This window comes from endosymbiont of Lamellibrachia barhami (assembly GCF_011947365.2).
Classification (GTDB): domain Bacteria; phylum Pseudomonadota; class Gammaproteobacteria; order Chromatiales; family Chromatiaceae; genus QGON01.
The window spans coordinates 2,475,811-2,491,217 of sequence record NZ_JAAVSH020000001.1 but is presented as its reverse complement, the minus strand read 5'-3'; the positions used below and the strand labels follow the sequence as shown (position 1 = coordinate 2,491,217).

The window sequence follows — 15,407 nt, the reverse complement described above, 5'->3', positions numbered from 1 at the left end:
GACTCCCACGTTCAGAGCGGCTTGCTCACGACGATTTCCTGATGAATTTCGTCCACCAGTATGATCCGTTTCTGCATTGCCGGATTCATATGAATACGGTCGTCGCTGCCGACCAGAAGAACAAATTTTATCCCCATAGCCTGCGCGATCCCATGCCACTCATCCGGCCCGGCGATAAAGAGTGCGGTGGCGGCAGCGTCGGCGGTGGCGGCATCTTGGTGGATGACGGTGACAGAGTGGGATTTTGTGGCGGGGTAACCGGTGCGGGGATCGACGATGTGGTGATACAGATGGCCCTCATACGTGAAGTTCCGCTCGTAATCGCCGGAGGTGAAAACGCTTTCGTCTCCATCCACCTCAACCATGGCAAAGACACCGTGGCCGCTGGGCCGGCGAATGGCGATGCGCCAGGGGCGTCCGTCACGGTTGCCGATAGCTCGCAGATCACCCCCGGAATTGAGGATGGCGCTGTGGATACCCAGTTCGCGCAGATGCTCGATGGCCAGGTCGATGCCATACCCCTTGCCGAAGGCGCCGAAGTCGAGTTTGACTGACGGATTTGATGATTGCAGCAGAATGTCGTCCAGTTGCAGATCAGACATGCGCGGATTGGCTGTGAGCAGTTTGTCGATAGCCTCCTGCTGCGGCGGTTCCCACCGCTCGGGACTTTTCTGAAAGCCCCAGAGATCGATCAGATGACCAATGGCGGGATTGAAAAGATGGTTGCTCTGGGCGGAGAGCCGACTGGACTGTTCGATCAGGGGCTGCACTGACGGTGGGACGGCAAACTGTTTTCCCTTGTGGATCAATTGGTTGACCCGTTTCAGTGGGCCGGGGTCCCAGGCGTGCCAGGCCTGATGCATCTCATTGAAGTCGGCCTGGATGGCTGCGCTGGCCTGTTCTGCGGTTTCCCGGTCTGCACCGACGATGTCGAGGTCAACCAGGGTGCCAAAGGCGAGGAACCGACTGTGGTGGATGGGCTGGTGCTCTCCATGACAGCCCGTAACTACCAGCGTGAACAGGATGAGGAGGGCAAGCGGGAGTTGTTGGAAGACTCTGCTGCAGACGGATCTCATTTTTGCAGTTTCCCCTGAATGGCATTCATCAGATCACCGGCAATGTCCAGATCGTATTGTCTGTCCAGCTCCCGAATACAGGTGGGGCTGGTGACATTGATCTCGGTGAGATAATCGCCGATCACGTCGAGTCCGGCGAAGAGGATGCCGCGCCGTCTCAGTTCCGGTCCGACTTCGCCGGCGATCCAGCGATCCCGCTCTGACAGTGGCACTCCCTCTCCACGGCCACCGGCGGCCAGGTTCCCCCGGGTCTCCCCTTTTGCCGGGATGCGGGCCAGGGCGTAGGGTACGGGTTGGCCCTCAACCATCAGGATACGCTTGTCGCCTGCGCTGATCTCGGGGATGAATCGCTGCGCCATGGTGTATGCAGTGCCGTAGCTGGTCAGAGTTTCGATGATGACGCTGATATTGGGGTCATCCTCCTTGACGCGAAAAACAGAGGCGCCGCCCATGCCGCCGAGGGGTTTGAGGATGATATCCCGGTGCTCCTTGTGAAATGCACGGAAATCATCGCTTCTGCGGCTCACCAGCGTGGGTGGGCAGCATTGGGGGAACAGACTGGTAAAGAGTTTTTCGTTGGCGTCACGCAGGCTGCCAGGACGGTTGACGACCAGACAACCCTGGCGCTCCGCCTGTTCCAGCAGATAGGTGGTGTAGATATACTCCATGTCGAAGGGTGGATCCTTGCGCATCAGCACAACATCGAGCTGATCCAGAGGGAGTGTCTGTTTCTCTAAAACCTCGTACCAACCCGATGGATCGTCGCTGACCCGTATTGTGCGGGTTGCCGCGAGACAGCGTCCGCCTGACAGAAAAAGGCTGGATTGCTCCAGGTAGTGGAGTTCCCAGTCCCGGGCCTGAGCTGCGAGCAGCATGGCAAAAGTACTGTCTTTTTTAATCTTGATGGACCCGATAGGATCCATGACTACGCCAATTCTGATCTTCATGGTGTTACAGTTTACTTTGGAATTGGGATGGTTTTAAGCGACTTTGCTTTTTTCATGCAATAAAACAGCGAAGAGGTCACGGTTATCGATAAAGATCCTTCAAACCTGATGCGAAGAAAGCTAACCTTGATGCGGGATGGACATCTTGCTATTTTGGGCGAGTCCAGGATGGTTGGCATAGGTTGAAGGGGATTCGGCCGTATAATAAAGAGATTCGTTGTTCATCCTGGCAGTGTGAGAAGGGCAGCGAACCACAATTGTTAAATCATTAATCATTTGAGGTGCGCTATGCCGGTAGGATTCAGCCGTCAGAGCGGTTTGGCGATGCTGCGGCCGGGTTTTCGGTGGTTGTTCTTTCTTATTCTCATATTTGTGAACGGCATGGCCACAGCGGAGGATGAGGAGGATGCCTTCCTCTCCGCCATCGCTGAAGAGGCCAAGAAGGTGGAGCAGAGGGCCGACGTTGGTGGGCAGAGTGAGCAGGAGCCATTGGCTGAGGGTGGGCCAACCCAGGAGGAATTTGAGGCTAACCTGAAGAGTCGTTACCTGGGCAGCTTTACTTTTTATAGAAAGTTGCCTGGCCGAAGTCAGGAGGAGATCTATCTTGATTACAAGAGTGGGGTCCCCATCGGAGACATTCGTAAAAAGATCATGGACCGGTTCCTGCATCGCTAAACAAGCAGGGTACTTTTGAATGCCTGGGGCAGCGGCTTTGAATTTCTCAAAATAAGAATAGAATTACGGGGACAGGCATGAAATTATTCGTTAAATATACTTTCGTCTTCTTTCTTCTGCTGATGATGGCGGGAACTGCTTCGTCAGATGAGTTAGAGGTAGGTGAAAGCAGCGGTGTGGTTGGTTTGACTGCCGACAAGCCCTATCTTCATGTCATGCATGAGGGACGTTCCGTAAAGATTCAGCGGGTTCAGGATCCCGACTACGAACTCAGGGGTTATTTTGCCAGGACGGTGCGTAAATGTCCGCCGTTTTGTATTAGGCCGGAGCAGGCGGATCCACGGGTGTCGACCATTGGTGAAGTCGAGATCTTCGAGTTTATGGAGACAAAATTGCGGGATGGAGAGGGGCTGCTGATCGATGCCAGAACTCCCCAGTGGCATCAGCGTGGCACTATCCCAGGCTCCGTCAATATCCCTTTCACCACGCTTTCCAAAGACGTGGACGACCCGGAAATGGTGAAGGCGCTGGAGTCGTTTGGCGTCACACGGCGTTCCAGCGTCGGTTTTTTTACCCGCAAAATGGAAGAGATGGGGTTCATGGATGGGGAGTTGAAGAGCAGTAAATGGGATTTTTCCAGAGCCAAGGACCTGGTGTTGTGGTGTAATGGTCCATCTTGTGGTCAGTCTCCCAGGGCGATAAAGGGGCTATTGAAAGTGGGATATCCACCTGAAAGGCTTTTTTACTACCGGGGAGGTATGCAGTTGTGGCAGTTGTGGGGCCTGACAACTGTAATTCCTAAGAAATAGTTGGCCTACTATGTGCTGCGCCGCCCCATTATCGAGAGGATGTCAAGTTGAGTGCTGAAGATACGGAGACGGATATTTCAGGGGTCAAGGTGATGGTCATTGATGACAGTAAGACCATCCGACGTACCGCTGAAAGTCTTCTGAAAAAAGCCGGTTGTGAAGTTATGACCGCTATTGATGGCTTTGAGGCGCTGGCGATGATTGCCGACCATCATCCCGACGTTATCTTTGTCGATATCATGATGCCGCGTCTTGATGGTTACCAGACCTGCGCGCTGATAAAGCATAATGAAGTTTATAAAGGCATTCCTGTCATCATGCTCTCCAGTAAAGATGGCCTTTTTGACCGGGCACGCGGGCGTATTGTTGGTTCTGAGCAGTACCTGACCAAGCCTTTTACAAAGGATGAACTCTTGGGTGCGATAAGGCGATACGCCACTAAGGCAGCCTGATCAGAGTAATGATTATGGGGGGCCGCATAGACTGCGGCCAACGAGCATGAGAGCTTTCGGCGCTTTATATCGATGATAAGAAGATTTTTTAATAGAGACAGGACTCCAAAAGGGCTTGATCCGGCTACTGTGTTGCCTGGGGCAGATGCGGCTACGATATTGATCGTGGATGATTCTCCGACGGAGGTGCATGTTCTGAAGAAGATCCTGGAAAAGCAGGGCTTTCAGGTTCAGGTGGCGCGTGATGGTCAGGAGGGCGTTGATACGGCAAAGCGCACCCATCCGGATTTGATATTGATGGATGTGGTGATGCCTATACTCAATGGTTTTCAGGCGACCCGGCAGTTGCAGAATGACGAGGGGACCGCGAAAATTCCTGTGATCATGGTAACTACGAAAGATCAGGAGACGGACCGGAGCTGGGGAAAACGCCAGGGGGCCAGTGAATACCTGGTCAAGCCGGTGGCGCCTGCAGACTTGCTGGCCAAGATCAAGGTGTTGCTGAATGGCTGAAATGCTTTCTGACCCAATGTTTGATGATCCTGAAGAGCTGCTGCAGCTTTTACAGGTTATCGAACATCGTAGCAGAGAGTTTGCCCGGGGGCTTCCCCAGCAGGAGCAGGCCGAGGCGCAGTGGGAAGGTGTCATGTTCTTCGTTGGCGAGCAAAGACTGGTCGCTCCACTCGATGAGATAAAAGAGATCCTTAACTATCCCAGCAATATTACCCCGGTCCCTGCAACGAAACCCTGGATGCTGGGGGTGGCAAATGTTCGCGGCAATCTGATTCCCGTTATCGACTTGCAATCCTATCTTGTCGGCAATAAAACAGAACGTAGCCGGCGCAGCCGAGTACTGGTTTTTGCTCATCATGACGTTTTTACCGGTGTCCTGGTGGGTGAAATGGTGGGTATGCGCCATTTCAGCGAAACGATGGCAATTGCCAATCATGGTGTTGTTGGTCGTATGGAAAAATATGTACGGCTTGGATTTGATCTGGATGGTGAAATCTGGCCGGTTTTAAGTCTGTTTTCATTGGCGCAGGATCCTGCTTTTCAGGTTGCGGCCGTGTAAGTCCGTGTCACGCACCGCTTGCAGCGGGGCTTGAAGATGCGCTTTCAGGAGAAAGAGTAATGAAAGTAAGAGGTGCTAAATCACCGTCAAACAGGGCCATAACGGTACTTTCCGTACTACTGTTGGTGTCATTGGTTCTGGCGCTGTTGACCTTTGTGCATACCACCAGGCAAGAGTCGTTTGACGAACAGTACCTGCTTAGAGCCGCTGAACAGAGGATTCTGGCTCAGCGACTGGCTAAATTTTCCCTCTTGGCCGCTCGTGGCGAGCGACAGGCGTTCAGTTCCCTGCAGAACGTCCGGGACCGCTTTGAGCAGATCATGTGGGAACTCAAGAATGGCGCACGCTCAGAGGGATTGCCCCCTGCGCCGGACGAGGTGCGCCCAACCCTTCGTGAGGTTGAAAATACCTGGCTTGAATTGCGCCAGAATGCGGATGAGATTATTGCTGCGAAAGAACCCACCTTGGCAATTGGCGAGTTTTCCAACGTCATTTCAGAATTTATTCCTCAGCTACAGGATCTTTCAAACGAGGTTGTGCAGGGCCTGATCAACGAGCAGGCGTCGCCACGCCAAATCTATATCGCCACTGAACAGCTGATGTTGGCACAGCGAATCGATACCAAGGTGAATGCAGTATTGCTTGGGGGACAGGAGACAGCATCTGCCATTGACCAGTTTAGTCGGGATGGCGATCGTTTTGGCCGTGTATTGGACGGGTTGTTGGAGGGTGATCCTGACTTGGGCGTGGAAAAAGTAACGAATCCTGCCGCAGAAGCAAGTTTACGGGATGTTGCCACCTTGTTCGGCACGATCAACGATCATGCAGAAGAGATCATCGACAGTATTCCGGCGGTACTGCCGGCACTTGAGGCGGCATCTACGGTCGACGAGATCAGTGACCGAACCAGTGATAAAGCGGAACAGCTGATCAAGGTCTTTGGTGAATCTCCCGGACGATTTCAGTTGCTCGGCATCAAGGCTGGTCCAGGTGCGGTGGCACTTTTTGGCGCCGCAGCGGCGCTGTTTCTAATCCTGTTGGGTGTGCAGCTCGTTGTTGATGCCCGCCGGCGTGAAGAAGCGAGTAAGCAGCTGAATGAAAGCAACCAAAAGGCGATTCTACGTCTGTTGGATGAAATGGGCGACTTGGCGGATGGTGACCTGACAGTGACCGCCAGCGTCACCGAGGATATTACCGGCGCCATTGCCGACTCCATCAACTATGCTATCGAGGCCTTGCGGGAGCTGGTTACCACCATCAATACCACCTCGGAACAGGTCTCGTCCTCGACACAGGAGAGTCGTGCAACCGCAATGCATCTTGCAGAAGCGAGTGAGCATCAGGCAGAGCAGATCACCCAGGCGAATGCCTCCATCAAGGAGATGACGATCGCTATCGATCAGATGACGAAGGATGCAGCGGAGACGGCCGAGGTAGCGAAGCGTTCGGTTGATATCGCCAACACGGGTGCCGACACCGTGCGCAATACTATCCAGGGCATGGATTCGATCCGTGAGCAGATCCAGGAAACCTCGAAACGTATCAAACGACTGGGTGAAAGCTCTCAGGAGATCGGGGATATCGTTGAGCTGATCGATGACATTGCTGACCAGACGAATATTCTGGCCCTGAACGCTGCTATGCAGGCGGCGATGGCAGGTGAGGCGGGCCGTGGTTTCGCGGTGGTTGCAGACGAGGTACAGCGTCTTGCTGAACGTTCCATCAATGCAACCAAGCAGATCGAGGCGCTGGTTAAAACCATCCAGGCGGATACCAACGAGGCGGTTATCTCCATGGATGCCAGTACCGCAGGTGTAGTGAAAGGCGCCAAGCTCGCAGAGGATGCCGGTGAAGCCCTGATGGAGATCGAGAACGTTTCTCAGTATATCTCCGATCTGACAGAGAAGATTTCAAGTTCAGCCAAGATACAGTCCGATGAGTCCGCCAGGATCAATGACACCATGGCGGTTATTCAGGAGATTACTACCCAGACATCTGACGGCACCAACCAGACCGCGCAATCCATCGGAGAGCTGGCTGATCTCTCTGATGTATTGCAGAAAACTGTTGCCGGTTTCCGTCTTCCGTAAAGGCGGGGGGTTTCATTTTTTCAGTTCAATGGCGGTTAGGGGTATTAGGGGCAAAATGCTGAGCAAAGTTTTTTTTGCGATACGTGAATGGGCTACTGAGGTACGCCTGTGACCGACATTCACGATTTTGGCGCCCTGAACTGGGTCAAAGCAGAGATTGACGAGACCCTTCGTCAGGCGCGACAGGCGCTTGAGGAGCGGATCGAGGGCGAGGGAGATGCCTCATCCCTGGAGGTTTGCGCCGATCGCCTGCACCAGATATCTGGTGTGTTGCAGATGGTTCAGGCTTATGGCCCCGGCATGCTTGCGGAAGAGATGGAGCAGGTCGCACGGGCGATGTATAGCGGAAAGGTGCGGCAGATCGATGACGCTGCCGAAGCCTTGATGCTGGCGCTGATACAGCTGCCTGACTATCTGGAAAAACTGCAGGCCGGTGATTCGGACATTCCGTTCATCGTTTTACCACTGTTGAATGATCTCCGTGCCGTGCGGGAAGCACCGCTGCTTTCTGAGGCTGCGTTGTTCAATCCTGATCTGGATGATGTCCAGGTGGCAGGCCGTATCACGGGGGAGCCCAATGAGGATCTGCCCGCGTTGGCTCGCCGTTCACGGCACAAGTTCCATCTCGGTCTACTCAACTGGTACCGCAAACTGAATGTTGAGAAAGGCTGGGGCTATTTGCAGGATGTGGTCGACGAGCTGGAACGCAGTGCCGGGACTGAGCAGGTCCATCGCCTTATGTGGGTTGCCGGCGCGCTAATCCAGGGTCTGCGCGAATTCACCATCGATTCCGGTATCGCTGTCAAACAATTGTTTGGCAAGCTGGACCGCCAACTCAAACATATCGTGGATGAAGGTGAGTCGTCATTAGTGAATGACCCACCGAAAGACCTTTTAAAAAATCTTCTCTACTATGTTGCCCGTGCCGATTCCGGCAGTCCTCGTATTCTGGAGGTCAAAGAGGCCTATCATCTGAATGAGGTACTGCCCAGCGAGGCGGATCTGGTGCTGGGCAGGCAGGGCCTGACCGGAGCGAATGAGGAACTTGCCGAGTCGGTTCGGGATGCTATCCACATTGAACTTACCCACGTCAAGGATGTCCTTGATCTGTTCATGCGCGGAGAGCAGTTCCAACCCGGTGCGCTGGCGAAGATGGAGACCCCCCTGCGCAAGCTGGGTGACACCCTTGGCATGATCGGCCAAGGCGCGCTTCGTACCCGTCTGATTCGGCAGGCAGACCGTGTCCACTCTATCGTCGAGCGGGAGACTCAGCCGGAAGAGTTTGAACTGATGGAAATGGCGGGCGACCTGCTGTTTGTTGAGTCGTCTCTGAGCAATATTCACAGTGGAAAGGCCCCCGTCGATCACGTAGTCGATGATGGCGGCTGGGGACAGGACCTGCCTCAAGGCGAATATGAAAGCCTGGTAAGGCAAACCGTCCGCGAAGCAAAAGTGGACATTGCGAAAGCCAAAGAGGCGATCATCAGCTATACCGAAACGGCACACGATGCCTCGGTACTGGAGGATGTCTACGATGAATTTCATCGGGTTTACGGCGCCCTGAATCTGCTCGGGCTGGTTGAGCCCGCACGGATACTTGGCCTGACGGCAGACTTTATCCGTGCTCGCCTTATAGAAGATGGGCAGATTCCAGAACGCCAACAGCTGAATTCATTGGCTGATGTCATAAGCAGTATTGAGTACTTCCTCGAATCCCTGATCGACGGAGCCGGTGACCGCAATGAGATTGTCAGCATTGCAAGAGCGGCGCTGGCTGGCCTACTTGAGACGCGTGGCGCACTGCCCTCTGAAAAGACTGAAGTTGTCAGCGATGTGCCGGCACCGGTGGTTCCCCTTCCCGTATCCCCGGAGATAAATCCTGCCGAGGAGTCAGAGACTGAAGAAGCCGTTCCGGGTGAAGCCCTGGAGGCCCCATCCCTCGTTGATGTTAGCTCCCGGCAAGTGGAACAGGCTGATATTGAGGCGTCGACGCAGGAGATCCCGATCCCGTCGGCAGACAAACCTGCGCTTGAGGATATCGACTCGGAAATCCTGGAAATTTTCATCGAAGAGGCACGGGAAGAGCTGGAGGTTATTCAGGAATACCTGCCTCGCTGGCAGCAGAATCATGATGACAAGGACGCCCTCATCACTTTTCGTCGCTCGTTCCATACCCTGAAGGGTAGTGGGCGGTTGGTGGGTGCAAAGATCATCGGTGAACTGGCCTGGTCGGTAGAGAATATGATCAACCGGGTGATTGACGAGACCATTGAGGTCACCCCCGAGATTTTCGATCTGCTCGATACCGTGCAGAATATAATGCCGGAACTCATCGATTGTCAGGAACGCTCGGTGTTGCCGGCAGTTGATGTCGATGCTGTTATCAATCGCATTTTCGCATTGTCCGAAGGGCGTGCGGCGAAATCTGCAACTGCCAAAACGGAAGAGGTGGAACCACTGCCTGAGCAGGGGGAGGAGTCCACTCCTTCTGAGCACTACCCATCCGCTGAGGAAGAGATACTCGTCGATACAGATCTGCTCGAAGTGGCCGGTTTTGCAGCGTCAGAGGATACTGATTCTACCGAGCCAGTGGTGGAGTCACCGGCACTGGATCAGATTGATGAAGCCCTGGCCCATCTGGATACAGGAGACGAGGTTGCCGGATACGAAGTTGCAATAGAAGAATCAGTCGTCGATGCTTCCCTGGAAGCTGAAGCTGAAGCTGAAGCTGAAGCCGAAGTGCAAAAGGAAGAGTTGTCGGCTGCGGATCTGGAAATTGAACTCGATACCGAGTTGCTTGAGATTTTTGAAGCGGAGTCGGCAGCGCATCTCAAAACCCTGGATAAGTTTGTTACACGGGCGAAAGCGAAGGCCGAAGGCATTCCGCTGACCGAAAAGGTTTCACGCGCTTTTCATACCCTGCACGGCAGTGCTCACATGGCGGGCGTCACATCCATTGCGGGTCTGAGCAAGGCGCTCGAATACTATGTGAATTCGCTGATGTCTCACCATCAGGTTACCAATGAGGGGGTCGTTGCCTTTATTGATGATGGTGCTTCACTTGTCCGTGGTCTGCTGGCGTGGCTTCTTGACCACAATCTGCAGGAACCGGAGACCGAGGATTTTCTGCATCGCCTCGACCACGCTCACGAACTGCTCGAAAAAGAAGAGGGCAGAGAGGAAACATCTGAAGCCCAGCAGGACGCGCAGATGGAGGACGATGTCCAAGAGGCTGAAATCTCCGAGACGATTGAGCTTGAACCGGTTTCTGCAAAGGGCGTTGAAGAGGATATTGCAGCAGAGGCCGGCCGTGAGGATATCTCTCTGCCGTTTATGCAGGAAGAGCCGCTGTTCGAGGTCGGCGAAGACCCGGAGCTGATCGAGATCTTCGTTGAGGAAGCGAGAGAGCTGCTTGAATCCATCGAGTCCACCTACCAGCAGTGGATGGGGGATTCTCAAAACGACACGCTCATTGATGATATTCAACGTACACTTCATACCCTGAAAGGGAGTGCACGACTGGCTGGCATTCTGCCCGTAGGGGATCTCAGCCATGCTTTGGAGACTGTTTTTACCGGAGTCGCTGACCGTCAGCTGTCAGCTAGCGAGTCAGTCACTGATCTGACGCGTCAAGCACTGGATAGATTGGCCACCCAGGTGGATGAGGTGGGCAGTATCGGCCGGGTACATCAACCGCAAAATCTGATCGCTGGGCTTGAGGGCCTGCTGTCAGAAATGGGTTTGGCTGAGGTTGATGGCGGACGGGCTCTGCCGGCAACGGAGGAGGCTGAAGCGCCACCCCCGAGTATTGAGGAGAGAGCCGCACCACAGCCTGACGAGGCGGAGCCTCTGCAGGAGAGTGTGTCGCCAGCCGATGATGTCTGGAAGAAAGCCTTTTCTCTGTTTAAAGGTGAGACTGATGTCGAGTCCCAGGCCGATGAGTCCGGTTCGATCTTTCGACCGGCCCGAGACCAAGTGCGTGTCAGCTCCACACTGATGGATCGCATGGTTAACAATGCCGGTGAGATCAGTATCTATCGCACCCGTTTAGAGCAACAGAACAGTGTGCTTGGGTTTAACCTGACTGAGTTGGAGCAGACCGTGGCCCGTCTGCACGAACAGCTGCGCAAGCTGGAGATAGAGACAGAAGCCCAGATTCTCTATCGTTGGGAAAGGGACGACTACGAGAAGGACGATGTGGACAAGGCGGCTTTCGATCCGCTGGAACTCGATCGTTTTTCCAATATGCAGCAGCTCTCCAGAGCACTGATTGAAACGGTTAGCGATCTCGACAGTATCTATCACCTGATGGACGATCTTCAGCGTGAGACAGACACACTATTGCTGCAGCAGTCGCGTATTTCCACCGATCTACAGGATGGTCTGTTGCGTACTCGCATGGTCCCCTTTGCGCAGTTGTTGCCCAGGCTGCAGCGCGTGGTTCGGCAGACTGCCGATCAGTTAGGGAAAAAGGCGCGTCTCGATAGCTTCGGCACCGATGGCGAGATGGATCGAAGCATACTCAACCGGATGATTCCCGCCTTGGAGCATCTGTTGCGCAATGCGGTTTCCCATGGAATCGAGAGTTTGTCAGAACGTGCCCAAGCTGAAAAGGGCGAGCAAGGCGTAGTCTCGCTTTACATGGCGAGGGAAGCGTCCGATATCGTACTGACAATCTCAGACGATGGACGTGGACTGGATATCGATGCCATCAAGGCCAAGGCTATCGACCACGGCCTGATTGTCCAGGATGCGGAGATCAGTGACGATGATTTGATGCAGTGTGTGTTGATGCCCGGATTTACTACAGCGGATGAGGTGACTCAGATTGCTGGCCGCGGCGTGGGGCTGGATGTCGTAAGCAGTGAGGTAAAGCAGTTGGGCGGTACGCTTGGCATCGACTCGCAACCCGGTCGTGGTACCAGTTTTACCATTCGACTGCCGCTGACCCTGGCCATCACTGATGCGCTTTTGGTGCGGATCGGTGAAGAGGTCTATGCCATTCCCCACGGCAGTGTGGAGGGTGTGGTCAGAATCAGTCACGAGGAATTGAGCGCCTGTTACGCCGGTGAGCAGGTGGGGTACAGTTACGCGGGCAGAAGCTACAAAGTCGAGAACATGGGGCAGCTGATGATGGCGGGTGCCCCCGATCTGCATGAGAGTGCCAAGTGGTTCCCTATTTTGCTTGTGCATACAGGTGAACATCAGGTGGCACTGCAGGTAGACGGATTGTTGGGTACGCGCCAGATTGTAGTGAAGCCGTTGGGCAAGCAGGTAAGCAGTGTGCCCTGGATTACCGGCGGAACAATTCTGGCGGACGGACGGGTGGCCCTGATCCTTGATGTCGGTACGTTGGTACGCTTGGGTGCTGCCCACGCACTTGCAGTGCCGGATGCTGACAAGGGTGCTGAAGCCGGGGCTGAAAAAGAACGACTGCGGGTTTTGGTCGTGGATGACTCGATTACGGTGAGAAAAGTCACCACCCGCCTCTTGGAGCGTCATGAAATGGATGTGGTGACCGCCAAAGATGGGGTAGATGCTGTGGCGCTGTTGCAGGAACAGGTTCCCGATATCATGTTGCTGGATATCGAAATGCCACGTATGGATGGTTTCGAGTTGGCGCGTCATATGCGCAACTCAGCTGATTACAAAAAGGTTCCTATCATCATGATCTCCTCTCGCGTTGGTGAAAAACACCGTCAGCGGGCCTTCGATCTTGGTGTGAAACGCTGTCTCGGCAAGCCATATCAGGAGAGCGATCTGTTGGAGAACATCAATGAAGTACTGGCGGAAGGCAGTGCATGAGTGAAACTGTCTCATCAGAGGTGCGAAGCGTTCTGATACCGCTCGAATCGGAACGGCTGCTGCTGCCGAATGCCGCAGTGGCGGAAGTGGTCGGCTACCGGAAACCTAAGCCCGAGGAGAACTTGCCGGAGTGGCTGCTTGGTTTTATTGAGTGGCGGAAGTATGACATTCCAGTGGTTTCATTCGATGGGTTGATAGGCAAACCGATTCAAGAACCGGGTCATCGAGGCCGAATTATCGTGACCCATACCCTGAATGGTGATGAGGAGCTGCCATACATTGGTTTGGTTGCTCAGGCAATCCCCCGTCTGGTGCGTGTAACCAGTGACAATATTCTGCCCGCCTCTTCAGATGAAGAGATGGGAGTTGTGATACAGAAACCGGTAATCATTGGTGGTGAATCCGCGCTTATTCCCGACCTCGATGAGTTGGAGTTACTTGTTCAGGATGCAGTGGCACAGGTGTGACTTGTGTCTGTCCTGCGGCATCATACTGACTGGATGACTCTTTCTACCCCACCACTTTACTACCCTCTTTTTACTTCACTCCATACTCCTATTTATTGAAATCGTATATGGGTAAAAGTGCGCATAATACCGGCAGAATTGCTGGCCAATATAGCTTCTAACCCTGCCTGTCCCTAGGCATTTTTGGGATCCGTTTTCAGGCTGGATTTACATACAACGGGTAGGTACTATAAACGGCCGCGTTTTATTAAGGAGGATAAGATGGCCCGTCCCGCCGAAAATCAACATCATCCAGAAAGCTTTGCATCTCAATTTGAAACCGTCTCTGGCCTCAGCAGTTGGCTTGCGTGGTTGGTTGTTATGGTGGCAATTTGCGTGGTCCTGGTTGTGACATTCCTTCTCGGTCAGATTAGCGCAGGGATGTATTTCGTCATCTTCTCTCTGGCAATCGGTTTGGTCTACAAAGGGTATCAGGACGCTAAGTTTCTCGATAGGGAAATGAAGTTGGCCTCTGAGCAGGTGAAGATACTTGAGCGGGTTGATGACTTTGAGTCTTTTCTGGATCAGGCAAAAAAAAGTGTTTTCAGGTCGCATATAGACAATTTACATACGATTTCTCTTTCCCATACTGAAATCAATCAAGACAATCTGATTGAGGTGTTGCACACGCGTTTGATGGCAAGAAATCGAGTTATAGAATTGTTCTCAAGTATACTAATCACGCTCGGCCTGATAGGGACGATAGTCGGTCTGATTATCATGATGGATGGCATGACTGAAGTTATGTTGCAAGGAGGCGATGACCTATTGGCCAGATTGGCTGATCCAGAGGGTGGTCCCCTTTCTGGACTTGGCATTGCTTTTTACACGACGTTGCTGGGCGCGGTATTTGGTGGTGTGATACTCCGGGTTTTAACCAGCGTAGTAGATGCAAATATTATGCGTTATACGGCCCATCTTGCGGAGCTGACTGAGGTGTATGTATTGCCCTATATGCGACGTACTGCCAAGAAAACGCACGAAATGATAGAAACTACAGCTTCTTAGTCATGAAGCTAGAATCACCATCCAGGTTCACAAGCTTTTATGAGTCGTTCAGCGATTTGATATTCGCGACCATGGCGATTTTCGTATTGCTGATGACTATTTTTTTGACTCTTATTCAATCCTCAGGTAGCGAAGGTGATTTGAAGGAGATGCTTCAAGATGTAGAAAAGCGGGTTGTTGAACAGTCTGAACAAATCGCAAAAGCTGAATTTGAAAGAGATAAAGCGCGCGAACAGCTTCAGGAATTGACTGAACAGTTAACCAAGTTGGAAGATTCGGTAAAGGCGCAAGGGCTGGAGCTTGTGATTGCTGTCGATGTGTCAGGCAGTATGGGCGAGGCGCTGGGACATTTGGTGGAAACCATTACGACGATCGGGAAGGTTTTGCCGAAGATCACTCCAGAGTTTCGGGTAGGTATAGTGGCTTATCGGCAGGGACCAGACGACAGAACACCTTTGAAAATATTTCCACCCCATAGAATTGTTGTGGATTCAAAAGACGGAGGCCGGTCTTTCGCAAAAATCAGCAACTTTCTGCAAGGCCTTAAAGCGTCTAACGGTATAGCTCCAGTAGGTATGGCTGTTGATAAGGCTATAGGCATACTATCTTCATCAAACGCTTACGACGGCTATCAGATATTCTTGCTGTTGGGGGATGTTGGTCCATATGAGTATAGTCTTGAAGATCTATTTTTCAGCCAACAAAAGAAGCGGCACGAGGCTCCTATAATCAGGAAAATTGCCTCATGGGTAAAGGGATCTGACAAACGGCGTGTAATCAGCCTGTTTTCTGGTGCTACTCCTGAGCCCTCATGGCCCCAGGGATATCACATCCGGCATAAAGAAAGTCTTCGGTTTTTTAGAGAGGTTGCTGCCAAGTCGGGGCAGCCGGATAATTTTACTCAGAACCCTGGGAAAATGTTGGCTTACCTTCTTACCGCGATTGTTAAAAACAAATAGGCAGCCAA

At 53.0% G+C, this 15,407-nt stretch carries 12 protein-coding genes; 10 read left to right on the top strand and 2 right to left on the bottom strand.

All coding sequences use genetic code 11. The features are described 5' to 3' along the window. Positions 1-11: 11 nt before the first annotated feature. Complete coding sequence (locus G9Q73_RS11245; RefSeq protein WP_177419874.1) at positions 12-1,076, bottom strand: FAD:protein FMN transferase; 1,065 nt, start codon at positions 1,074-1,076, stop codon at positions 12-14. Next, a complete protein-coding gene (gshB, locus tag G9Q73_RS11240; protein WP_177419873.1) occupies positions 1,073-2,023 on the bottom strand; it encodes a glutathione synthase in 951 nt (316 codons plus the stop codon). The genes G9Q73_RS11245 and gshB overlap by 4 nt, the downstream gene beginning before the upstream one ends. A 288-nt stretch (positions 2,024-2,311) precedes the next feature. Between gshB and G9Q73_RS11235 the strand changes: the two genes are divergently transcribed. From G9Q73_RS11235 to G9Q73_RS11190, 10 genes are all read left to right on the top strand, one after another. Continuing rightward, positions 2,312-2,698: a hypothetical protein gene (locus G9Q73_RS11235; RefSeq protein WP_177419872.1), complete on the top strand. Its 387-nt coding sequence runs from the start codon at positions 2,312-2,314 to the stop codon at positions 2,696-2,698. Positions 2,699-2,775: 77 nt separating this feature from the next. Continuing rightward, a complete protein-coding gene (locus tag G9Q73_RS11230) occupies positions 2,776-3,507 on the top strand; it encodes a rhodanese-like domain-containing protein (RefSeq protein WP_177419871.1) in 732 nt (243 codons plus the stop codon). A gap of 92 nt (positions 3,508-3,599) precedes the next feature. After that, a complete protein-coding gene (locus G9Q73_RS11225; protein WP_177421417.1) occupies positions 3,600-3,959 on the top strand; it encodes a response regulator in 360 nt (119 codons plus the stop codon). A gap of 75 nt (positions 3,960-4,034) precedes the next feature. Next, positions 4,035-4,472, top strand: coding sequence for a response regulator (locus G9Q73_RS11220; protein WP_439654710.1), 438 nt, complete (start codon positions 4,035-4,037; stop codon positions 4,470-4,472). Continuing rightward, on the top strand, positions 4,465-5,031 hold the full coding sequence (locus G9Q73_RS11215; protein ID WP_246345211.1) for a chemotaxis protein CheW: 567 nt from the start codon (positions 4,465-4,467) through the stop codon (positions 5,029-5,031). The genes G9Q73_RS11220 and G9Q73_RS11215 overlap by 8 nt, the downstream gene beginning before the upstream one ends. Positions 5,032-5,090: 59 nt before the next feature. Next, positions 5,091-7,121, top strand: coding sequence for a methyl-accepting chemotaxis protein (locus G9Q73_RS11210; protein WP_177419869.1), 2,031 nt, complete (start codon positions 5,091-5,093; stop codon positions 7,119-7,121). Between the two features lie 108 nt (positions 7,122-7,229). Then, complete coding sequence (locus tag G9Q73_RS11205; protein ID WP_177419868.1) at positions 7,230-12,926, top strand: hybrid sensor histidine kinase/response regulator; 5,697 nt, start codon at positions 7,230-7,232, stop codon at positions 12,924-12,926. Then, entirely contained in the window at positions 12,923-13,393 is a 471-nt protein-coding gene (locus G9Q73_RS11200) for a chemotaxis protein CheW (protein ID WP_177419867.1), read from the top strand. Before G9Q73_RS11205 ends, G9Q73_RS11200 begins: the two co-directional genes overlap by 4 nt. Before the next feature lie 261 nt (positions 13,394-13,654). Further along, complete coding sequence (locus tag G9Q73_RS11195) at positions 13,655-14,440, top strand: MotA/TolQ/ExbB proton channel family protein (protein ID WP_177419866.1); 786 nt, start codon at positions 13,655-13,657, stop codon at positions 14,438-14,440. A gap of 71 nt (positions 14,441-14,511) precedes the next feature. Beyond that, positions 14,512-15,399, top strand: coding sequence for a VWA domain-containing protein (locus G9Q73_RS11190; protein ID WP_177419865.1), 888 nt, complete (start codon positions 14,512-14,514; stop codon positions 15,397-15,399). The last annotated feature ends 8 nt before the right edge of the window (positions 15,400-15,407 follow it).